This is a genomic window from Peristeroidobacter agariperforans (genome assembly GCF_004138335.1).
Classification (GTDB): domain Bacteria; phylum Pseudomonadota; class Gammaproteobacteria; order Steroidobacterales; family Steroidobacteraceae; genus Steroidobacter; species Steroidobacter agariperforans.
The window spans coordinates 2,417,934-2,439,918 of record NZ_RYFW01000001.1; the positions used below are offsets into that span (position 1 = coordinate 2,417,934).

Sequence of the window (21,985 nt, forward strand, 5' to 3'; positions counted from 1 at the left end):
CGCGCGCCGAAAATCATCCTCGAAATCGTCCCTTCCGACGAAGCCGGTCCCGGACCGCGTCGTTAGATTCACCCTGTACAGAACTCATTCGCTGGGCCGTACAGGGGGAATCATGAGACGCCTAAGACTAGGGAGGGCGTGGGCCGTGCTCGCGGCTGCGCCCATATTGTTGATCGCTCAGGGAGCAAACGGGCAGGCCTTGCCGTTGCTCGATCAGGCATCGATTCGCTCGCCGTTGATGGCGGGCTGTAATGGCAAGCCGGACAATACGCCGCTGCCGGTGGATCCGCGCTCGCTGGTGACAGCGGCCGTGAATACCAATCCGAACGCGGCGATTCAGTTCAACGCTCCTTTCGTCGATCTACACAATCCACCGCCGCCGTTCCTGAATCGTCTGCCGCCACGGCCGAGGACGTGCGGGGAGTTTCGCGCGAGCGCCACTCGCGGACGGATCAATCTCGAGGAGCGTCAGTTCTTCCTGCCGATGGCGCTGGCGGTCAGCTATCACTTCATCTACCAGCAATGGGGTTATCTGGTGCGTCCGCCAGATTTCGAAGAGCAGGTGGCCAAGCGTTATGGTTTGTATCCTGCGCCGTTCCGCAATCCCTATCCGCTGCCGGGCGAGGATCCGAACCAGACCAATGGCGGCAGCGGCCAACTGCCATTGGGCCTGATTCAAGGCAAGGACGACAACGGCAAGTGGACGGGCCTGATCGGCGCGTCCTGCTCGGCATGTCACGACTCTCGCCTGGGCACCGCAAGCGAAGCGCCGTTCAAGTGGGGTCTGCCCAACAGTGCGAACGATGCCGGATTGCTGGCATCGGATCTGTTCCGGACCACCCCGATCACATCGCTGGGTAATTTGTTACCTATTCCCTGGAGCAATGGTCGCGGCAGCTCGGATGCGATCGGTCTGATCTCGCTGCTGCCCGCACTGTTCGACATGGAAACCCTGACGTTCGCGCCAAGCCCGCTCGAGTATGTCGCCGACAGTCCGCATGGAGGCATGACCAAGGCGCCGGCCTGGTGGGCGAGAGCGTTCAAGACACGCCAGTTCTGGGATGGCTCGTTGTCATCGGACAACGTGCACTCGGAGATGGCGTTCGGTGTCGCGAATCTGTTCCGCGATGCCACCATGCGCCGTAACCTCGAAGATGAGTTCGAGGACATCAACAATTTCCTGATCTCGCTGTCGCCGGCGACCTATCCAAAAACAATCAACACGGCGCTGGCGGAGCAGGGCGCGGTGATCTATCACGAGCGCGATCTGTGGGCGGGTACCGTGAATGGGGCCATTCCCAAGCCACCTGGCAACGGATCGTGCGCGAGCTGTCATGGCGTCTATTCGCCGCGGCATGCAGCAGACCCCAACTATCTGCCCGATCCTCGTTTGAAGGGCGTCGCCGCCGTGGTGACACCGATCGAAACGATCCGCACCGATCCGCAGCGTATGAAGCTGATGGCGGACGAGCGCAGCCGCCGGGCTTGGAACAGCAGTTGGTGGGCGTACAACAGTCTCAGCCCGGACTTCACTGGCTACCCATCGGATAGCATCGTCGAGAGCGAGCTGCGTCGCGTGCCACGCGCCATCTATAACAATGGTGGGCCGATCTATTCGCCGCTCGGACCCAATATCTGGGAGGAGCCGATCGGCTACATCGCACCGCCGCTGTATGGTGCCTGGGCGACGGCTCCGTACTTCCACAACGGCAGCGTGCCGAATTTGTGGGGCGTGCTGAAACCGGCGGATCGTCCGAAGGTGTGGAAGCGTCCGTACACTGCGCCTGGCGTGTTCGGCAAGAACGCCGGCTACGATTACAGCTTCGCGTCCTACGATTGGCAGAAGCTGGGTTGGAAGTACACGTCGGTGAATTGCAGCAACAACATCTTCACCTCGCCGTTCCTGCCTTGCACGGCCGGCATGGCGACCATCGATATCATCTATTCGATGTGGGACAACGTGGCGGCTCAGTATCTGAACCTGGCGTACCAGGTCCCGCCGCCGGTCACGGATCAGCAGATCAAGTCGCGCATGGTCTATAACAGCTACCTGTACGGCAACGGCAACGGCGGTCACGACTTTACGCAGTCGCTGACTGACTCGGAGCGGTGGGCGCTGATCGAGTATATGAAGACGCTGTAGCGTTGGGCTTCGCCCCGCGTAGGCGATCCTTTTGGGGTCGCTTACGCGGTGGTTTTTGAAGACCTGCCCACCCGCGCGATTTTGTTGCCCACCCACCCGCCCTATATTTGTTCTTGTTTGGCGCTACGCGCCGGCCGGGGCTTCGCGGAGCAGGAACGCTTGCGTTTTGTTTGGCGCTGCGCCCCCAAGTTCCTGCGCCGCCGGTCCGGCACGGGCCGGCCGGGCAGCGCGGAGCGCCAGAAGAGGAAAGAAATACGGGCGGGTGGGACTCTTGAACACTTCACTGCGCGCCGGAGCAAGAATAGGCCGTATGGCCGCGCGCAGCGCCAAAAGAAAGAAAAAAGGCGGGTGGGTGGGCTCTTAGAACACTTCGCTGCGCACCGGAGCGAGAATAGGCCGTATGGCCGCGCGCAGCGCCAACAGAAAGGGCGGGTGGGCGGGCTCCTAAAACACGTCGCCCCGCGCGATGGAGCGTGCGAACTGCAGCAGCCCCTCCCCGATCTCACCAAATCGCTCATACCGCGAATCGCGAGTCTCACCGCGACGCCACCGAACGTGCAGCTGTTGAAAAATCACGGCAGTGCGCATCTGAGCAAGCACGCGATGAAACCTGAACGTCGAGAGATCACGGCCGAGCGCCGACGCGTAGCGCTCAGCGGCCTGCTGTCGAGTCGGAAAGCCGGCACTGGCCGTCGGCATCTGCGCCATCTGATGCATCGCTGCCGGATCGGCAGGCTCGGTCCAGTAACTCAGCAGCACCGCGAGATCGAACAACCCGTCGCCACGAGTCCCTTGATCCCAATCCAGCACCGCAAGCGGAGCCAGCGTCGTAGGGTCGAGCAGCACGTTGTCGAGCTTGAAATCATTGTGGAGCAGTGTCGGACTGGCGTCCGGAACACAGTTCTCACGCAACCAGTGTGCGAGCTCGATGATCAGTTGCAGTGCCGTCGGCGTACCCCACCCATCGACCGCGACGCTTGCCCGCTTGATCCAGCCTTCGGTCGCGCGCTGAAGGAAGCCCGAGGGCTTGCCCAATGTTTCCAACCCCACGCTCACCGGATCCACGCGATGCAGATCGACGAGGATATCGACGAGCGTGTTGCCGAGCGAGGCGCCGATCGTCGCATCGCCGGCGAGCGGGGCAGGCAGCGAGTCGCGTAACGAAATGCCCGTTCGATACTCGACGATCTGAAACGGCGCACCGATGACGCGCGCATCTTCGCAAAGGTGCAGGCCACGCGGCGCGAGCGGAAACTTCTGCCACAGCCGCGAGAGAATCTGAAACTCGCGCGCCATATCGTATGCGCCTGCCGGCAGCGGCCCTTTCGGCGGTCGGCGTAGTACGGCCGGTTGGCCGTCGAGCTTGATCAGGTAGTTCAGATTCGCGAAGCCCCCAGCGAACTGCTGCGGCGGCGTGTCGAGATCCAGCTGCATGCCCAGCCCCGCCAGATATTCGGCGAGACGCGGCCAGTACTGCGGCACGGTCTCGATTTCGGCGCGCATGGTATCGGCTGCCGCGTTCAACATCGCGTTACTCTCCACGAAATGCGGGCGGCCGCCGCTCGGCGAAGGCGCGGACGCCTTCCTGCAGGTCTTGTGTTCGAGCTAGCAGGGATTGTGTATCCGCTTCCCAGGCAAGCATCGTGTCCAGGGACAAGGGCGAACGAGACAACATGGCCTTGGTCGTCGCAATCGCGCCCGGCGAAGCGGCGGCCAGCTCTTTGGCGAGCTGTAGCGCGGCGTCGAGCGTTTCGCCCGGGCCCACGAGGCGATCGATCAAATGCATCGACAACGCTTCTTCGGCGCCGACCTGCCTGCACAACATCAGCAGCTCTCGCGCGCGCCCGATGCCGATGCGCTGGGGCAGCGTCCACATCAATCCGTAATCGGGCGTGAGAGCCACTTTGCCGAACGCCGCGCACAACGTGGTCGACGGATCGCCGATGACGAAGTCACAGGCCATCGCAAGCGAGAAGCCTGCGCCGAATGCGCTGCCTGAGACAGCCGCCACGGCGGGCAATCGACCGCCAATCAACGCGCGCACGGCGCGATGGCCGACGTGCATTGCCGAGCGCATCGCGAGCGGCGCCGAGTCCAGGGATGAAATATCCCCGCCCGAACAGAAGTGCTTGCCGCCGTGTAAAACCAACGCACGAACTGACGGATCGTCTTGCAGCGACGTCAATGTTTGCGAGAGCGCTCGGTATAGCGAGACCCCCAGGGCATTGCGCTTCTCCGGCACGTTCAATGTCACGATGGCGACATCGCCGCGATGCTCGAGGAGTACCGGTTCACTCATGTCACAGTCCAGTGGAGAAGGTTGTCCGCGCCGGTCGTCACTTGGCCCACGCGGCCGATGGGAGTCGTCGACAGGCTCGTCAACGCTTGCAGCGAGGCGGCATCGCTTGGCGCGACGCGCGCCATCAGGCGGGGGCCGGTGTCGGTGCGGGCGATCGCCGTGCCAAAGTCCGGCTCGCCGCCGCGGCCGTAAACGACGGTGAATGTTTCCAATGCCGCCGGCCCGCTGAAATCATCGATCAGTTCCGGCACCGGCCGCCGCAGTCGATCGGCGCGTGCCTGCACGTTGTCATCGATGGCTGCTAGTTCGTGCTGTGGCGGTGACGAGCTCAGTAGCAACGCATGATGTTTGGTGACGAATTCGCCCTGGCCGTAAAGCAGAGCAAATCCGTCGCGCTGATTCCGCAGCCGGCGCACCAGCCCTGCGGTCGCATGCGTCATGTAGTTGTTGAGCGGTGCGCCGAAGAAGCTCAGTCCGCCGATTGAAGTCAGCCGCGCCTTGGCCGGCAGCTCGAGCACGCGTCGAGCCATCTTGGGCACGATGGGGAAGCAGCTGTACAACTCGACGGCGTCGAAGCGAGCGGCCACGTCGCGCAAAGCTTCCAACACGGCTTCTTGCGCGTACGAGCGCTGATACTGGTCCCGTTGCAAATAATCTCTTGGCTCAATCGCTCGCGCGCCGGCGTGAATGAACACACAACGCTCGTCGGCAATGCCGAGCTCGCGAGCTTTCGCCAGTGAAGTCAGCGCGACCGCGGCGCCCTGGTTCACGAATGGATTCGCGACCATGTGCTTGGTGTAAGGCCACGCGACGGGACGATTGTCTGGCGAGGGTGTCGCGAGTTGATCGGCCGAGTAGGCCTGCTTCAGCCAGGCGCTCGGCGTTTCCGCAGCGACTTTGGAAAAATCCGACCACAGTTCCGCCGACTCACGCATCGCTTCGGCGGGCGTTTGTCCCCACGAGGCCGTGGCCGCGTTTTCGTAGAAGGGATAAACGTGGACGGGCTGTGTCATGCCATGCCTGATCGCGACGGGATGACACAAATCCTTGCCTCGCAGCAGCCCGGCATTCGCGCCACGAGGCGACCAGGGCAACTGAACCGATTGTTTGCTCGCGGCCGCAACGGAGTGTTGCGACTCGGCGCCGACAACGGCCGCGACGGTACTGTCTCCGGAGGCGATGCGCAGTGCTGCTTCGTGAATAAAACGAACAGGCGATTCGCCGCCTGCGACACCGTACACACAACGCTTCGGCGCACGACCGAGTCGGGCGGTGACCACGTCACAAGGCTCGGCATACGGCCAGGAATGCTCGGCGACGATGTCCAGCGAATCCAGCGCGTCGAGCAACGAGGGTGCTGCCGAACCGGCGGCGTCTTGCAAGGCGCCGAGCAGCGCATCCGCCATCAACGCCGCTGGCTCGCGCGCTTGCGCCAGGTCTGCTGGGCGGTCGATGACGTCGGCGACGCCGACGATGACGGGGATTCGGTGCGGTGGAACGATTGCCATGCTCGAGCCTTACTGTGCGACTCATCCTGCCCGCGGGCCCAGCGCCGAAAATCGTCAGAACCGACGAGGCGTGCTCCTCCCCCGACCCCTAGCTTGATCGCACCGAAACGATACGAACCGGGGGATCCTCTGCGCACGCGCATCACCGAAATGCTGGGCATCGCGTACCCAATAGTCCAGGGCGGGATGATGTGGGTCGGCACGGCGCAGCTGGCTGCCGCGGTTTCCAATGGCGGCGGCTTCGGCATCATCACGGCGCTGACCCAGCCCACCCCGGAAGCATTGTGGGACGAGATCGGCAAGTGTCGGACGCTCACCGATCGGCCGTTCGGCGTGAATCTCACCATGCTGCCTTCGATCAATCCGCCGCCGTACGATCGTTATCTCGACACCATCGTGCGCGCCAAGGTCGCCGCGATCGAAACAGCCGGCAAGGTGCCGCCCGAATTCATCGCAATCGCCAAGGCCGCCGGGCTCAAAGTCATTCACAAGTGCGTGTCGTTGCGACACGCACTGTCGGCGCAGAAGCACGGCGCCGACGCGATCTCCATCGACGGTTTCGAGTGCGCCGGACATCCCGGTGACGATGATGTCGGTGGCATGGTGCTCATTCCGGCAGCGGCGCGCCGATTGTCGGTGCCCATCATTGCCTCGGGCGGAATCGGCGACGGTTGTGGCATGGCCGCGGCTCTCACGCTAGGCGCCGACGGCGTCAACATGGGCACTCGCTTCTGCGCGACCCGCGAAGCGCCGATCCACGACAACATCAAACAGGCGCTGGTCTCGGCGAGCGAGCGAGATACCCGCCTGATCTTTCGCACCATGCACAACACCGCTCGCGTGCTCAGAAATGCGATCTCCGAAGAAGTGGTCGCGGCCGAAACAAAGGGCTGTCAGTTCGAAGACATTCGTCATCTGGTGGCGGGCCAGCGCGGGCGTGAAGCACTGATCGCGGGCGATCCGAATGGCGGAGTGATCGCAGCCGGCCAGGTGGTGGGCTTGATCGATGACGTTCCCACGTGCGCCGAGCTCATCGAGCGCATGGTGAGCGAATGCCGCGAGCGGCTGCGGCACGTCACCGCGAGTTTCAACTAGTAATACATCGGGCGCGCGAGCGCGAGGAGAGGCGGATTCCAATGTTTCAGGGCGAGTCGATTCGCGTCAGTGCGCTCCAGGACGGGCTTGTCGAGCTGTGTTTCGATCGCAAAGAAGATGCGATCAACAAATTCGACAAGCGCACTGTCAGCGAACTCCAGCAAGCGATCACGGCCGCGGCCGCTCACGAAGGGCTGCGCGGTGTTTTGATCACGAGTGCGAAACAGTCATTCATCGTCGGTGCCGATATCGGCGGCTTCGGTGCATTGTTCAGCAAACCGCAGCAGGAAGTCATGTCGAGCAACATGGCTTCCAATCGCGTATTTCATGCGCTGGAAGGATTGCCGGTGCCGGTGGTAGTCGCGATCAACGGTTTCGCGCTCGGGGGCGGACTGGAAGCGGCGCTCGCAGCGGACTATCGCGTGCTGGCACAGGACGCCCAGGTGGGCTTGCCGGAAGTGAAGCTCGGCTTGTTTCCTGGCTTCGGCGGCACCGTTCGTTTGCCGCGCGTGGCGGGAATCGAAGTGGCGCTTCGCTGGATTCTCGGCGGCGAGCCTTCCAAGGCGCCGGCGGCTGAGAAGGCAGGCGTTGTCGATTTCGTTGCAGTCCCAGAGTCGTTGCGCGATACGGCGCTGGACGTGCTGGGTCGCGCAGCTCGCGGCGAACTCGACTGGCGCGCTCGTCGGTCGGCGAAGCTCGGGCCGGTTCGAACCGATGGTGTCGATACGAATGCGATATTCGAAGAAGCCAAACGCACGCTCGTCGCGCGCATGCCGAAGCATCAGCCGGCCGCGATGTCGGCGTTGCAGTTGTTGCAGGAGGCGATGCCACTAGAGAGAGACGGCGCGCTCGCGCTCGAGGCCGCCGCATTCGCGAAAATCGCAAAGACGCAAGCGGCCGGTTCGCTGGTGCAGATCTTCCTGAGCGAACAGCTGGTCAAGAAAGCAGCGAAGCGCCACGCGAGCAGCGGCCGCAGAGTCCAGCGAGCCGCCGTGGTCGGCGCGGGCATCATGGGCGGCGGCATCGCGTTCACGAGCGCGAGCCGCGGCATTCCGGTGGTGATGAAGGACATCGCGCAAGGTCAGCTCGATCTGGGCATCGGCGAGGCGCGCAAGCTCCTCAGCAAACAAGTGACGGCGGGCCGGCTCGCCCAAGACAAGGCGGACGGTGTGCTCGCCTCGATCGTCCCGCAGCTGACCTATCAGGACTTCAATACGGCCGATGTGATCGTCGAAGCCGTCGTCGAGAATCTGCAGATCAAACACAGGGTGCTGCGAGAGTTGGAGGACGCGGGCCGACCGGATGCGGTGATTGCATCAAACACGTCCAGCTTGCGCATCGACGAGCTCGCCGCGCCGCTCGCGCGTCCCGAGAACTTCGTCGGCATGCACTTCTTCAATCCGGTGCCGATGATGCCGCTGGTCGAAGTCATTCGCGGTGCGAAGACCAGCGATACGGCAGTCGGCACGGTGGTGAGCTACGCGCTCTCGATGGGCAAAACACCCATCGTCGTGCGCGACGGCCCGGGCTTCCTCGTCAACCGCATCCTCACGCCATACATGCAGGCGTTCGGACGTTTGCTCGCGGACGGCGCGGACTACGAACAGATCGATGCCGCCATGGAAGCGTTCGGCTGGCCGATGGGACCCGCGTATCTCAACGACGTGGTCGGCATGGACACCGGCGTGCACGTGGCGGAGATCATTTGTGCCGGTTTCCCCGAACGCTTGCGCCGGACCTGGAAGGATCCTTTGCAGCTCATGGTCGCGCACGGCCGGCTGGGGCAGAAGAACGGCCTCGGTTTTTATCGTTACGAAATCAGCGCCAAGGGCAAGCCGGTGAAGCATCCGGACCCGGTGGCCCGCGTGCTGTTGCAGGACGTCCAAGCTGAAGGCCCGCGCTCGTTCAGCGATGCGGAAATCGTCGAGCGCATGATGCTGCCGCTGATCGTCGAGTCGGCCCTCTGCCTGGAGGAGGGAGTCGTGGCGAGCGCCGCCGAACTGGATATGGCGTTACTGCTCGGCGTGGGTTTACCTTCGTACCTGGGGGGAGCGCTCAAGTACGCCGACTGGCTCGGCCTGGAACGGGTGGTCGAGCTGTCGGAGCGCTACGCTGCCCTCGGGCCGCAATATCGAGCCACGCCAGCGATGCGCGCCATGGCGCGTGAACGACGGAAGTATTACTGAGGCAATCATGCTCGCTCGCACCATCTTTACTGCCGATCACGATGAGTTCCGCAAGAATGTCCGGCGCTTCCTGGAAGAAGAGTGCGTGCCGCACCACTCGCGCTGGGAGGAGCAGCAGCATATAGACCGCGATGTCTGGCGGCGTGCAGGCGAACTGGGATTTCTGTGCCTCACCGTGCCCGAGGAATATGGCGGCATGGGCGGAGACCGCCTGTACAGCACCGTGCTCATGGAAGAGCAGAGCTATGCGGGTGTGACCGGGCCGGGCTTCGCGGTGCACTCGGACATCGTCGCGAACTACATCCTGAATTTCGGCACCGAAGAGCAGAAGCACGCCTGGCTGCCGAAGATGGCGAGCGGCGAAGCGGTTGGCGCCATCGCGATGACCGAGCCCGGCACCGGTTCGGATCTGCAGGCGGTGAAGACCCGCGCCGAGCGCGATGGCGATGACTACATCATCAACGGCAACAAGATCTTCATCACCAACGGCTATCTCGCCGACATCGTCGTGGTGGTGGCCAAGACCGGCAACTCGGGCTCGGGCTCCAAGGACACCTCCTTGATCCTGGTCGAGAACGGCCGGAAAGGGTTCACCAAGGCGTCGCCCTTGAAGAAGGTGGGCATGAAGGCGCAGGACACGTGCGAGCTGTTCTTCGAGAACGTGCGCGTGCCGCGCTCCAATCTGCTCGGCGGCGTGGAAGGTCAGGGCTTTCCGCAGTTGATGAAGGAGCTGGGGTGGGAGCGGCTGATCATCGCCATTCTCTCGATCTCGGCAGCCGAGGCCGCGCTCAAATGGACGATCGATTACACCCGCACGCGCAAGGTGTTTGGTAAGTCGGTCGCCGAATATCAGAACACGCGCTTCAAGCTCGCGGAGCTGAAAGCGCAGATCGCCGTCACGCAAGTGTTCGTCGATCGCTGTCTGGAATTGGTGCTGCAGAATCAGCTGAGTCCCGAAGCGGCGGCGACCGCGAAGCTCACGGCATCCGAGCTCGTGTGTCACGTGGTCGATGAGTGTGTGCAGTTACATGGCGGCTACGGCTACATGCTGGAGTACCCCATCGCACGCGCCTTCATCGACAACCGCGCGAGCCGCATCTACGGTGGCACCAACGAAATCATGAAGGAACTGATCGCGAGGACGCTGTGATGCTGGAGCGTCTGGAACATTGGGCCCGCACCACGCCCGACCGCACCTATCTCACGCAGCCGCTGCCGGATGGCACGGTCGTCGAATACAGCTGGGCGCGCGTATGGGACGAAACCCGGCGCATGGCGGCGCATCTGCATGCGCTCGGATTACCTGCGGGCAGCAGCATTGCGATCTATGGGAAGAACTGCGCGCACTGGATCATGGCGGACCTGGCGATCTGGATGTCAGGCCATGTGAGTGTGCCCTTGTATCCGAGCGCAAGCTCACAAACCGCGGAGTACGTGCTGCGTCATTGCGATGCCCGTCTGATCTTCATCGGGCGAGTGGATGGCGTGACCGATAGTTGGAACGACGTGCAGCGCGTGCTGCCGGCCACGCTGCCCAAGATCGGCCTGCCCATGTCTCCTGCGACCGTCAGCCCGCGATGGGGCGATCTCATTGCCGCCCGCGAGCCGCTGCCCAAAGCCGTCGAGCGCGACGAGAACGCGTTGGCCACCATCATCTATACCTCCGGAACGACGGGCCAGCCGAAGGGCGTGATGCACAGCTTTCACTCCTTGATCGCGCCGTGCCTGACCACGAAGTCGTTGTGGGGCACGAGCACCGAGGATCGGATGCTCTCGTATCTGCCGCTTGCGCACATCGCAGAGCGCGTGGCGCTGGAAGTGCCATCGTTGGTGTTCGGTTTCCAGGCGTTCTTCAATCTCGGCTTGGAAACATTCGCGCAGGACCTCAAGCGCGCGCGTCCGACTCGGTTCTTTTCTGTGCCGCGGTTGTGGACCAAGTTCTATCAGGCGGTGAATCAACAGGTGCCGCCGGAGAAGCAGAAGCTATTGTTTTCCGATCCGGTGCAGGGCCCGATCGTCAAGAACAACATCCTGGCGGGTCTGGGGCTCGACGCCGCGACTTTGGGATTCACGGGCGCCGCGCCGCTGCCGGCGCAAATCCTCTCGTGGTATCGCGACCTGGGGCTGGATCTGATCGAGGTCTATGGCATGACCGAGAATGCCGCGACTTCTCATGCGAGCCCTCGCGATGATGTGCGGCCTGGTTATGTCGGCGTGCCGCTGCCAGGCGTCGAATGCCGTCTCGGCGAGGACGGCGAAGTGCTGGTGAAAAGCCCCGGGCAGATGCTCGGTTACTACCGGGCCACAGAAGATTCACAGACATGTTTTACACCTGACGGGTTCTTCCGCACCGGCGATCGCGGTGAGCTCGATGAAGCGGGCCGGCTGCGTATCACTGGCCGCGTCAAGGAACTATTCAAGACGAGCAAAGGCAAGTACGTCGCGCCAGTGCCGATCGAGAACCGGCTGGGAGCGCACCCGTTCGTCGAGGCGATTTGTGTGACCGGTCACGGCGAGCCGCAGCCCTTCGCGCTGCTCATGGTGGCGGCGGACAAATATCGTCAGGCCCAGGCAGACACGGCTACGCACACGCAGCTCGATCGTGAGCTGGCGACGTTGCTCGAGCAAGTCAACGCGTCGCTGGAAGATCACGAGCAGGTGGAGTACCTGGTCGTCGTCAAGGAGCCGTGGACCATCGAGAGCGGCTTGCTCACACCGACGATGAAGATCCGTCGCAGCCAGATCGAAGACCGCTATCTCGCACGGGCCACGCAGTGGCGCGAGCTGGCGCAGCCGGTGATCTGGGAATCCTGAGACGACGATCGACGATTGCATGTCACATCCACTAGCTGCACTGTTCTCGCCGCGTTCCATCGCATTGGTGGGCGCGACGGAGCGTTCCGTCTGGACCCGCGCTGCATTCGCGAATCTGCGCACGCTCGGGTACGACGGAAAAATCTTTCTGGTCAATCGCAAGGGCGGAGAGGTGCTGGGGCATCCCGCGGTGAGCTCGATTCGTGAGATCGGCGAGCCGGTGGATGTCGCGCTGCTGATGGTGCCCTCCGAAACTCTGCTCGATACCTTGCCAGAGCTCAGTGCCGCGGGCATTCGCAATGCCATCATTCTGAGCGCCGGGTTTGCCGAGTCCGGCGCCGCCGGTCGTGAGCTGCAGGAACGACTGATGAATCTGGCTCGCGAGCTCGGCATTTCGTTGCTGGGGCCGAACTGTCTGGGGTTCGTGAACTACACCAACAACGCGCCGGTGTGGACAGTGAGCTTGCGGCCGCAACGTGCTCACGCCGCAAAGGTCGCCATCGTTTCTCAAAGCGGCGCGTTGGCGGCGCAGATGTCCTACTTCGCGCAGTGGCAGGGCATCGGGCTCACTTACATGGTGTCTACCGGCAACGAAGCGGGCGTCGGTGTCGCGCAGGTCATCGATTATCTCGTCGACGATCCCGCCACTCGTTCGATCGCACTATTCCTGGAATCGGTGCGCGACGCTCCTGCCTTCGCGCGCGCTTGCCTGCGAGCGTCGCAAGCGGGCAAACCCGTCGTGGTGCTCAAGGTCGGCAGCAGCGAGGTCACGGTTCGATCGGCGCAGGCACACACGGGCTCGTTGGTCGGCGACGATCGTGTGTTCGACGCCGTTTGTCGTCGCTTCGGGCTGGTGCGCGTGACGTCGCTCGAAGATTTGATTCTCACCGCAGAGGTGCTGGCTCGCTGGGGCAAGCTGCCCGAGGGCGGGTTGGGATTGATCTCCCTGTCCGGTGGCTTGTGCGAAATAGCCGCGGACCGCGCGGCCGACGCCGGTGTGAGCTTACCATCGTTGTCGTCGCCAGCGTCGGCGCGTCTTGCGGCTGCGCTGCCGAACTTTGGGACGCCCCATAATCCGTTGGACGTCACCGGCGGCGCGTTGCTCGATCCATCGTTGCTCGAGAAATCACTCGATGCGATGACGGCGGAGCCTGAGTTCGCCGCGGTCCTCGCTGTGTTGGATGTGGCGTCGGCAGCCGCTGATGACAGCAAGCTGCTGCGGCAGCTGCTCGCAGGCGTGGCGGCGGCGCAGGCCCGAGCCGACCGTGCGACGTTGCTGATCAGTCACACTGTGCGGCCCTTTACAGAGATGAGCGAAGAGATCATCGAAGCTACTGGCTGCAACTATCTTCCATGCGGTCTGGAGCACGGCATCCGAGCGGTGGCGCGTGCCCTCGAGTGGTCGAAACGCTCGCGTGAGGTGCGGCCTTCGGCGAATGACAGGTGCGCGCTGCCCGGCGTTGGCTCGTCCAGCCCGCGAAGCGGGCAAATGTCCGCGGGTGTGCTATCTGTGGCCGACTCGCGACCGGAGTCCGAGCGCCAGGTGCTTCAATATTTGCAGAGCCGTGGTGTTCCGGTCGTGCCTGCCAAGGTGGTCAACAGCGCAGAAGAAGCGATCCGCCATGCGCGTACGCTTGGATCGTCAGTCGCGCTGAAGATCGTCTCTCCCGACATTCCTCACAAGACCGAAGTGGGCGGCGTGAAGCTCGATGTTACTGGCGATGCAAACGTCGCGGCTGCGTACGAGCGAATCATCGCGAGTGCGCGACGGGCCATGCCTGATGCACGCATCGAAGGTGTCTCGGTCGGACCGATGCGCGACGCCGGCGTTGAACTGTTCGTCGGCACGATGCGCGATCCGCAATGGGGCCTGGTGATCACCATTGGCTTGGGCGGCATTTGGGTCGAAGCGCTGCGCGATGCCAGCCTGCGCTTGTTACCGATCTCGCAGGCCGACGCGCTCGCCATGTTGGATGAGCTGCGAGGCAAGGCGTTGTTGGATGGCTTCCGCGGGACGCCGGCCGTCGACCGTCTCGCCGCTGCAAACGTCATCGTTGCGATTGGCGATGCGGCCCTGGCGCTGGGTCCGCAGTTGGTGTCTTTGGAGATCAATCCGCTGCGCGCAAGCGGCGAGCGGATCGAGGCGCTGGATGGCTGGGCGGAATGGAGCAGCTCAGGCGGCTGGAGCCGCCCGAGCTGAGTTCACGACTTCACATCGATTTTATAGGCGCTCGACGATCGTCACATTCGCCATGCCGCCGCCTTCGCACATGGTCTGCAACCCGTAACGTTTGCCACGACGATGGAGCGCATGTACGAGCGTCGTCATAAGCTTTGCTCCCGAGCCGCCCAGCGGATGACCGAGCGCGATGGCGCCGCCGTGCACGTTGAGGCGCTGCGGATCCGCGCCGGTAACTTTCAAGAACGCCAGCGGCACCGGCGCAAAGGCCTCGTTGACCTCGAACAGATCGATGTCGTTGATGCTCATGCCAGCTTTCCGGATCGCGTTCTGAGTTGCGGGCAAGGGCGCTTCCAGCATGATGACGGGATCGTGCCCCATGACGCTCATGTGATGGATGCGGGCGAGCGGCGTTGCGCCGAGTTTCTTCAGGCCACGCTCGTTGACGATCATGACGCCGGCGGCGCCGTCGCAGACCTGGCTTGCCGTCGCGGCGGTGACGCGTCCATCCTCGGCCAGCAGCTTCACGGCGCGAATGCCCTCGATGCTGGCATCGAAGCGGATGCCTTCGTCGATGGTGTGCAAATCCTCGGTCGCTGCGGGCGTCACGACTTCGCCGCTCGGCATGGTGACCGGAGCACGACGGATCTGCACCGGCACGATCTCGTTGTCGAATGCCTTTGCCTGCGTCGCCGCGATCGCGAGCCGATGACTCTTCAGCGCGTACTCATCCAGCTGATCCTTCGACAGTTCATATTTGCGCGCCATCATCTCGGCGCCCAGGAACTGGCTGAACTCGACGTTCGGATAGCGCGCCTGCATACCCGGGCTGACATAAAACCCGAAGCCGTGCTTCTGGGGCAGCGACACCGACAGGCCCATCGGCACGCGCGTCATGCTCTCGACGCCGGCGGCAATCACCACGTCCATCGATCCGGACTGGACGGCCTGCGCCGCGAAATGAATCGCTTGTTGCGAGGAGCCACACTGCCGATCGACCGAAGTGCCGGGCACGCTTTCGGGCAAGCAGGACGACAACACGGCATTGCGCGCCACGTTGAAGCCTTGTTCGCCGACCTGGCTGACGCAGCCCATGATGACGTCATCGACGGCGTCGCTCGGTACTTTGGCGCGGGCGACGAGCGCGTCGATCACCTGGGCGGCGAGGTCGGCGGGATGCCAGCCGGACAGGCGTCCCCCTTTGCGTCCGCCTGCGGTGCGAACGGCAGCAACAATGTAAGCTTCGGACATGATCGATTCCTCGAGACGGTACGTTGGAGGGAGCGATCCCGTATTCTAGGCGGCGGCCGGCTCGACACTTCGTCGGATCTGACGATTGCAGCCGCGGCCAAACCCGCTCAACTGGGCGGAGGAAGAATCAAGCACAGTCGATTCATGAGGGGGTTGGGCGCCGAGCGCTGAGCCGGCGGCCGCGGGTCGATAGATGTACGTGGGATTGCCGAAAAATCGTTCTGACTTCGTCTCGGGCGTGCGCAATCATTTGCTGCTGGCGAAAACCACGCCGCCGACGCTGCCGGCCTCGCAAATTCCGCGCAAGGAATTGCAGGAGCGTTTGTGCCGTGCCGGCGGCGAGAGCGTGGTGTTGATTCAAGCGCCGGCGGGCTTCGGCAAGACCACGTTGATGCTGCAAGTCATGGACGGCTTGCGCGCCCAGGGCGTCACTACCACCTGGCTCACCGTCGATGCGGCTGACAACGATGTCGGGCGCTTTCTCGCGTTCCTCGATGCGTCGTTCGATAAGTTGCTCAGTGGCGTCGCGCCCGGCACGGAGCCGGAGAACGATGTCGCGGCCGGTGTCATCGCGCTCGACCTGATGGAGCGCATTGCCTGCACGCCGGCCCCATTCGTGCTGTTCGTCGATGACGCGGAGTCGTTACAGAACGCAGCGTCGCTGGCGGTGTTGCGACAGGTGATCGAGAACCTGCCCGAGGGCTGCCGCGTCGTGATTGGGTCGCGAACGATGCTGGACATCGGTGCGCCCCGGCTGCTCGCTCGCGGTCAATTGCTGGTGATCGATCCGATGCAGCTTCGCTTCTCGGTCGCCGAGACTGGCGACTATCTGCGAGACAAGCGTGGATTGAACGTGCCCGGCGCCGACATCGCGCGGCTGCAAGGCGCTACCGAAGGATGGCCGGTTGCGTTGTGGCTGGCGTCGCTCGCGCTCGAACGCAGCGAGCGCTCGGTCGAGTTGGTGTCGCACTTCTCCGGCTCGAATGCGTTGGTTGCGGACTATCTGGCCGAGGAAGTGCTGGCTCAGCAAAGTCAGAGCGTGCGCGAATTCCTCGTGCGCACCAGCGTGCTTCATCATTTCAACGCGCCACTCTGCGACGCCGTGCGCGGTCAACGCGACAGTCGCGAGATTCTCGAGTCGTTGCAACGCTCGAATCTGTTCGTGCAGCGGATCAGCGAGGACGGCGAGTGGTTCCGATATCACAGCCTGTTTGCCGGCTTCCTTCGCACTCAGTTGGAGCGCCTGTATCCGCAGGACATTCCCGATCTGCATCGTGCCGCGTCTCGCTGGTACGACGCGCAGAATCGCCCCGTGCCGGCCGTGGAGCATGCGCTTGCCTCGGCGGACTTCGACTATGCACTGCCGATGTTGGAGCGCATCGCCGAGCAATTGCTGGAAGGCGGACGCATCCGGCTGCTGGCGCGATTGCTGGATTTGGTGCCGCCACAGGAGCTCGCGAACTGGCCGCATCTGCGCTTGATGCACGCCTGGGCGTTGTCATTCACGAAAGGCGGGCAGGAGGCCATGCAGATGTTGAAGCGCATCGAGGCGCAAGGCCCGCTGCCGCCGCAGCTGGAAGTGCATGCGCTTGCCTTGCGCCCGATGTTGCTCACGATGCTGGATCGGTTCGATGAGGCATACGACGCCGCTCAAGGCGCGCTCGAGCAGGTGACCGCAGAGCAGGTGTTTCCTTTCAGCATCCTGCGCACGTCGCTGGCGAACCTGCACATGATCATGGGCAAGTACACCAACGCGCGCGAGCTGCTTGATCGCAGCCGGGTTCAGCAGGATGCGCCGGCCGGTCCGTTCATGACCATCTTCGCTCAATGTGTGGAAGGCGCCATTGACCTGCTGCATGGCCGGCTCAGGCAGGCGACCGCGCGCTTCAAACATTCCTCCGCGGTCGGCTCGCGCAAGTTCCTGATCGATACGAATGGCAATGCCATGGCCGGCATCCTGCTCGCCGAAGTGCTCTATGAGCAGGACGAGCTGGCGGAGGCGGAGCGCTTGCTCAGCGTGTATGTGCCGCTGATGCAGGAACTGGGAATGACCGATCATCTCATCTGCGGCCATCGCAGCCTGGCACGCATTGCCCATCACGCCGGCGATCACGATCGCGCGCTGCTGGCCGTGACCGAAATGGAATGTTTCGGCCATCGCATGAGCCTCGCACGCCTGGTGGCGAACGCACAGCTGGAGCGGGCGCGTCTGTCGTTATGGCGCAATGATGTGAAGAGCGCACGTGAAGCGTTGCAGAGGGCACGGTCGGCGGTGGATTGGACGCCGGTGATGTCCCGCGCGCTGTTTGGCAACGACATGGACACGTTGCTGGAAGGCCAGCTGCGCTTGATGATTCACAGCGGCGGGGCGGACGAGGCGGTCAATCAACTCAAACAGGAACTCGAGCGCGCCGAGAACGCCAAGCGTCATCGCCGCGCCCTGAAGCTGCGCATCCTGCTGGCGCTCGCGCTGGATAAGGCGGGTAACGCAAAGGCGTCGCTGCGCATGGCTCGAGATGCGCTCCGATTGGGTGCGCGCGAACGGTTCGTGCGGATCTTCCTCGACGAAGGCGAGCCGATGCAGCGGCTGTTGCAGCGGTTGTCGCTGGCTCAACAGAACGAGCTCGACGAAACGGCCAACCTGGCCGAATACCTGAAACGGCTCGCCGGGCAGCGCGCCGAAAAGGTCGAAGCACCGGCCCCGGCGCCCGGCGCCACCGAGGCGCTGACCCGCAAGGAGCTCGAAATCCTGCGGCTGCTGGCGGAGGGGCTGTCGAATCTGGCGATTGCCGGGCGCTTGTTCGTATCGGAGACCACGGTGCGTACGCACCTGCGCAACATCAACGCCAAGTTCGGCGTACACAACCGCACCCAGGCCATCGCCGTGGCCCGCAAGTTGAACCTGATCACCTGACGCCAGATCGTCAGTTCCGACGAGTCGGGCCGACCCGCCCCGGGCCCATCCTTGAGTCAGAACGGGCCGCCGTATCCGGGGGCCATGCAGCCTGATCAATAAGAGTCGGGGGGAAAATCGGATGACTATCGAGTTGGGGTACAAGCGGGTGGGTGGATCGCTGGCGGTCCTGCTGGCCATGGCGGGAACCGCGGGCGCGCAGGAATCGACCGTCGCGAACACGAACCAGAGCGTCGCAGGGGCGCACACCGAAGAGGTCATCGTTACCGCTCAGCGACGAGCGCAAAACCTGCAAGAAGTGCCGGTCGCCGTGACCGCAGTGACGGCGGAAACACTCGAAGCCGCGCGAGTCGAAAACATCGGCGACGTGCAACAGATCTCGCCGAGCATCTCATTCGATAGCAGCAACAGCGCCGCGAACAGCGCCAACATCCGTATTCGAGGCATCGGCACGGTCGGCAACAGCCGCGCCTTCGAAGGCGCAGTCGGCGTGTTCGTCGATGGCGTGTACCGCACTCGTGCCGGTCAGGCCCTGCAGAACTGGCTCGACATCGATGGCCTGCAGGTCCTGCGTGGACCGCAAGGCACGCTGTTCGGCAAGAACACGTCCGCCGGCGCTTTGCTCATCAACAGCACCCGACCGACGCTGGGCGACTTCAATTCGAACTTCGAGCTGACTTACGGTAACTACGACACGATGCTCGCGCGTGGCGCCGTAAACATTCCGATGGGCGATCGGGCGGCGGCTCGGGTCGCGGCGTTGTGGTCGGAAGCCGATGGCTTCATCGAGAACCCGAACACGGGCGACTCCTACAACGAACGCAAGCCACGCGCGGCCAAGGCGCAACTGCTGGTCGAGCCGACCGACTCGCTGACCTTGCGACTGATCGCCGACTACTCCGAGGAGAAGAGCAACTGCTGTTACGGGCAGGTCGACGATGTGGATGGACCGCTGCAGCCCTTCATCAACCTTCTCACCGTCGGTCGTGGGCTGAGTCCGCCGTCTGCGGACTTCGACGACTATGAGCAGGTGCTGAGCAACGACACCATCCAGGATCTCACTGATAAAGGCGTCGTATTGCAGGCCGACTGGGAGCTGGGCAAGGGCAACTCGCTGCACTCGGTGACGGCGTACCGCAGCTGGAAGATTCAGCAGGACGGCATGGACGCCGATTTCACCGGCGCCAACATCCTCACCATCAACGAAAGCTTCCGCACCGATTTCTTCTCGCAGGAGCTCACTTACAACGGCACGCTGGCTTCGGCCGACTATGTGTTCGGCGCGTACTTCGCGGATGAAGACATCGACGCCACGCATCAGCTGTTGTGGGGCAATCAGGCGCAGGCGTTCTTCGATGTGCTGTTCGGTGCGCAGGCAGGGCTGCCGCCCGGCACCTCGGCCGCGCCGGAAGGGTTGTGGAGCGATGCGGTTCTGCCGGCAAGCAGCCGTTCGTACGCGGCGTTCACGCATTGGAGCATCGGGCTCAGCGATCCGCTGAAGCTGATCGTCGGTGCTCGATATTCGCGTGAAGACAAGACCGGCGCGTTCGAGCGCTTCTTCTTCACGCCGCTGCCGAACGCCGCGTTCCGGTTGTTGAACGTGCAGCCGGGGCCCGAGTACAGCGCCAAGCAAGAAGACGATGCGGTCACCGGCACGCTCGGTCTGCAGTATCAATTCACGTCGGATGTGATGGGCTATGTGAGCTACAGCCGCGGCTTCAAGGCCGGCGGCGTGAACATCGACAACACGGCTGCAGGCACGCGACTGAACAATCCCGCCGAAGTGCCTGGCGCCGTGCCGCTCGATCCACGCTACAAGCCGGAGTACGTCGACGGCTACGAGCTCGGCTTGAAGACCGAATACGCCAACGGTCGTGCCCGCAGCAACTTCGCCGCGTTCTACGATGAGATGAAAGACCTGCAGGTGGCGCAGTTCCTCGGCACGCAGTTCACCATCGTGAATGCGCCGGAAGCCACGGTGTACGGCCTCGAAGCGGAGAACAGTTTCACGCTGACGGATACGCTGACACTGGGGCTCGATGCCACGTGGCTCGCGGAGGCGGAGTTCGGCGAGTCGGCATCGATCCTCAATCTGTCGGGTCGTGATTTCGCGCAGGCACCCGATCTCGCGGCGAATGCGTCGTTGAGTCTCGATCAGCCGTTGAGCAACAGCCTCTCGCTAGTCGGTCGCGTGGCCGCGACCTACACGGGCGATCAGTTCACGAACACGTCCAACAACCTCATGCGTGAGGCGCAGACGGAGCTGAACCTGAGCCTGGGCCTGAAAGCTTCGGACAACTCGTGGTCGGTCACGGCGTGGTGCCAGAACTGCAGCGATCAGCGCTATGTGACTCAGCATTTCAACTCGCCGCTGCAAGGAACGGACGCGAACGGCTATGTCTCGGCGCCGCTGACATACGGCCTGACATTGCGGATGTCGTTCTAGGCGGACGTGCGCTGTCGAAAGCCGCATGCGAGCTGCCACCGCCGCTGTCGTCCGTCGCCCGGGTGCGTTCGATCTCGAACCGATCGAGATCGACGCGCCTCGGCAGCACGAGGTGCTGGTGCGCATCGTCGGCTGCGGACTGTGTCATACCGACTTGAGTGCTCGCGACCAGGACTTGCCGTTCAAATTACCTGCGATTCTGGGCCACGAAGGCTCGGGCATCGTCGAGCAAGTGGGCGCGGGCGTCACGCGGCTGCGCCCCGGCGATGCCGTCGTACTTTCCTATGCATACTGTGGCGATTGTGAGTATTGCCAGGACGATCGGATGGCTTACTGCACGCGCAACGCCCGCCTCAATTTCGGCGGCGTTCGTGTGGATGGCAGTGCGCTCGCGAGAGATCGGCAAGGCCAGCCGTTATCGGCGCGGTTCATTGGGCAAAGTGCGTTCGCCACGCATGCGTTGGTGCTGGAGTCGAATGCGATCCGCGTGCCGACCGATGTGCCGCTGGAATTGATGGGGCCGCTCGGCTGCAGCATGCAGACGGGTGCGGGAGCCGTCATCAATGCGCTGAAGCCAGGTCGCGGCGAGAGCATCGCGATCTTCGGTGCGGGCAGCGTCGGCTTGTCCGCGATCATGGCGGCGCGCATCGCCGGATGCGCAACGATCATCGCAATCGATAAGAACGCGGGACGCTTGGGAATCGCTGCAGAGTTGGGCGCGACGCTCACTATCAATACGCAAGTTGAAGACGCTCTCGTGGCGATTCGTGCTGCCACGAAAGGCCGCGGCGTTCACTACAGCGTCGAGTGCACCGGCGCGCCTGCGGTGCTGAGGCAGGCGGTCGATAGTTTGCGAGCTTGCGGCGTGTGTGCGTCGCTCGGTGTCGCCGGCCATCAAGCCGAAGTTCAGCTTCACATGAATCGATTTCTGTTCGGGAAGACGCTGCGCGGTGTTACTGAGGGAGACAGCGTCCCGCAGCGATTCATTCCGCAACTGATCGATTGGTGGCGCGACGGAACGTTTCCGTTCGATCGCCTGGTTTCCTATTTCAGTCTGGCGCAATTGAACGAAGCGGCCGCGGCGTGCGCCAGCGGCCTGGCGATCAAGGCCATCGTGCAGCCGCCTCATACGAGTTAATCGGAGTCTTCG

13 protein-coding genes are annotated in these 21,985 nt (G+C 63.3%); 9 read left to right on the forward strand and 4 right to left on the reverse strand.

Annotated features, from left to right (window positions below; genetic code table 11):
• Nucleotides 1-112 precede the first annotated feature (112 nt).
• A complete protein-coding gene (gene roxA / locus EK373_RS10575) occupies nt 113-2,143 on the forward strand; it encodes a rubber dioxygenase RoxA (protein WP_198683208.1) in 2,031 nt (676 codons plus the stop codon).
• 444 nt (nt 2,144-2,587) lie between these two features.
• On the opposite strand, the gene EK373_RS10580 is transcribed toward roxA, so the two are convergent.
• The 3 genes from EK373_RS10580 to EK373_RS10590 are packed head-to-tail and all read right to left on the reverse strand — an operon-like array spanning nt 2,588 to nt 5,950.
• The gene (locus EK373_RS10580; protein WP_129642623.1) at nt 2,588-3,670 is read right to left on the reverse strand and encodes a phosphotransferase family protein; all 1,083 of its coding nucleotides are present in this window, start codon (nt 3,668-3,670) and stop codon (nt 2,588-2,590) included.
• Between the two features lie 4 nt (nt 3,671-3,674).
• Entirely contained in the window at nt 3,675-4,442 is a 768-nt protein-coding gene (locus tag EK373_RS10585; protein WP_129642624.1) for an enoyl-CoA hydratase/isomerase family protein, read from the reverse strand.
• Entirely contained in the window at nt 4,439-5,950 is a 1,512-nt protein-coding gene (locus EK373_RS10590) for an acetyl-CoA acetyltransferase (protein ID WP_129642625.1), read from the reverse strand. The genes EK373_RS10585 and EK373_RS10590 overlap by 4 nt, the downstream gene beginning before the upstream one ends.
• A 129-nt stretch (nt 5,951-6,079) precedes the next feature.
• Between EK373_RS10590 and EK373_RS10595 the strand changes: the two genes are divergently transcribed.
• The 5 genes from EK373_RS10595 to EK373_RS10615 are packed head-to-tail and all read left to right on the forward strand — an operon-like array spanning nt 6,080 to nt 14,245.
• Nucleotides 6,080-7,045 (forward strand): NAD(P)H-dependent flavin oxidoreductase, encoded by a 966-nt coding sequence (locus tag EK373_RS10595; RefSeq protein WP_129643590.1) that lies wholly within the window; start codon nt 6,080-6,082, stop codon nt 7,043-7,045.
• 41 nt (nt 7,046-7,086) lie between these two features.
• The gene (gene fadB / locus EK373_RS10600) at nt 7,087-9,231 is read left to right on the forward strand and encodes a fatty acid oxidation complex subunit alpha FadB (RefSeq protein WP_129642626.1); all 2,145 of its coding nucleotides are present in this window, start codon (nt 7,087-7,089) and stop codon (nt 9,229-9,231) included.
• A 7-nt stretch (nt 9,232-9,238) separates the two neighbouring features.
• Nucleotides 9,239-10,381, forward strand: a complete 1,143-nt coding sequence (locus tag EK373_RS10605; protein WP_129642627.1) for an acyl-CoA dehydrogenase family protein — start codon at nt 9,239-9,241, stop codon at nt 10,379-10,381.
• Nucleotides 10,381-12,045 carry an AMP-binding protein gene (locus EK373_RS10610; protein WP_129642628.1) on the forward strand — a complete coding sequence of 555 codons (1,665 nt, stop codon included), beginning with the start codon at nt 10,381-10,383 and terminating at the stop codon, nt 12,043-12,045. The genes EK373_RS10605 and EK373_RS10610 overlap by 1 nt, the downstream gene beginning before the upstream one ends.
• 19 nt (nt 12,046-12,064) lie before the next feature.
• Complete coding sequence (locus tag EK373_RS10615; protein ID WP_129642629.1) at nt 12,065-14,245, forward strand: acetate--CoA ligase family protein; 2,181 nt, start codon at nt 12,065-12,067, stop codon at nt 14,243-14,245.
• 21 nt (nt 14,246-14,266) lie between these two features.
• Here EK373_RS10615 and EK373_RS10620 read toward each other — a convergent pair whose 3' ends face one another.
• On the reverse strand, nt 14,267-15,475 hold the full coding sequence (locus EK373_RS10620) for an acetyl-CoA C-acetyltransferase (protein ID WP_129642630.1): 1,209 nt from the start codon (nt 15,473-15,475) through the stop codon (nt 14,267-14,269).
• Between the two features lie 199 nt (nt 15,476-15,674).
• Between EK373_RS10620 and EK373_RS10625 the strand changes: the two genes are divergently transcribed.
• The 3 genes from EK373_RS10625 to EK373_RS10635 all read left to right on the forward strand — a co-directional run bounded on the left by EK373_RS10625 (nt 15,675) and on the right by EK373_RS10635 (nt 21,973).
• A complete protein-coding gene (locus EK373_RS10625) occupies nt 15,675-18,389 on the forward strand; it encodes a LuxR C-terminal-related transcriptional regulator (protein WP_198683209.1) in 2,715 nt (904 codons plus the stop codon).
• Nucleotides 18,390-18,510: 121 nt separating this feature from the next.
• Nucleotides 18,511-20,835, forward strand: coding sequence for a TonB-dependent receptor (locus EK373_RS10630; RefSeq protein WP_129642632.1), 2,325 nt, complete (start codon nt 18,511-18,513; stop codon nt 20,833-20,835).
• A 25-nt stretch (nt 20,836-20,860) separates the two neighbouring features.
• Nucleotides 20,861-21,973, forward strand: coding sequence for an NAD(P)-dependent alcohol dehydrogenase (locus EK373_RS10635; RefSeq protein ID WP_129642633.1), 1,113 nt, complete (start codon nt 20,861-20,863; stop codon nt 21,971-21,973).
• The last annotated feature ends 12 nt before the right edge of the window (nt 21,974-21,985 follow it).

Bases quoted from the DNA above. Each gene is read 5' to 3' on its own strand.
- EK373_RS10590 (WP_129642625.1), bottom strand. From the start codon at position 5,950: ATGGCAATCGTTCCACCGCACCGAATCCCCGTCATCGTCGGCGTCGCC.
- fadB (WP_129642626.1), top strand. From the start codon at position 7,087: ATGTTTCAGGGCGAGTCGATTCGCGTCAGTGCGCTCCAGGACGGGCTT.
- EK373_RS10605 (WP_129642627.1), top strand. From the start codon at position 9,239: ATGCTCGCTCGCACCATCTTTACTGCCGATCACGATGAGTTCCGCAAG.
- EK373_RS10630 (WP_129642632.1), top strand. From the start codon at position 18,511: ATGACTATCGAGTTGGGGTACAAGCGGGTGGGTGGATCGCTGGCGGTC.
- roxA (WP_198683208.1), top strand. From the start codon at position 113: ATGAGACGCCTAAGACTAGGGAGGGCGTGGGCCGTGCTCGCGGCTGCG.
- EK373_RS10580 (WP_129642623.1), bottom strand. From the start codon at position 3,670: ATGTTGAACGCGGCAGCCGATACCATGCGCGCCGAAATCGAGACCGTG.
- EK373_RS10610 (WP_129642628.1), top strand. From the start codon at position 10,381: ATGCTGGAGCGTCTGGAACATTGGGCCCGCACCACGCCCGACCGCACC.
- EK373_RS10615 (WP_129642629.1), top strand. From the start codon at position 12,065: ATGTCACATCCACTAGCTGCACTGTTCTCGCCGCGTTCCATCGCATTG.
- EK373_RS10620 (WP_129642630.1), bottom strand. From the start codon at position 15,475: ATGTCCGAAGCTTACATTGTTGCTGCCGTTCGCACCGCAGGCGGACGC.
- EK373_RS10585 (WP_129642624.1), bottom strand. From the start codon at position 4,442: ATGAGTGAACCGGTACTCCTCGAGCATCGCGGCGATGTCGCCATCGTG.
- EK373_RS10635 (WP_129642633.1), top strand. From the start codon at position 20,861: ATGCGAGCTGCCACCGCCGCTGTCGTCCGTCGCCCGGGTGCGTTCGAT.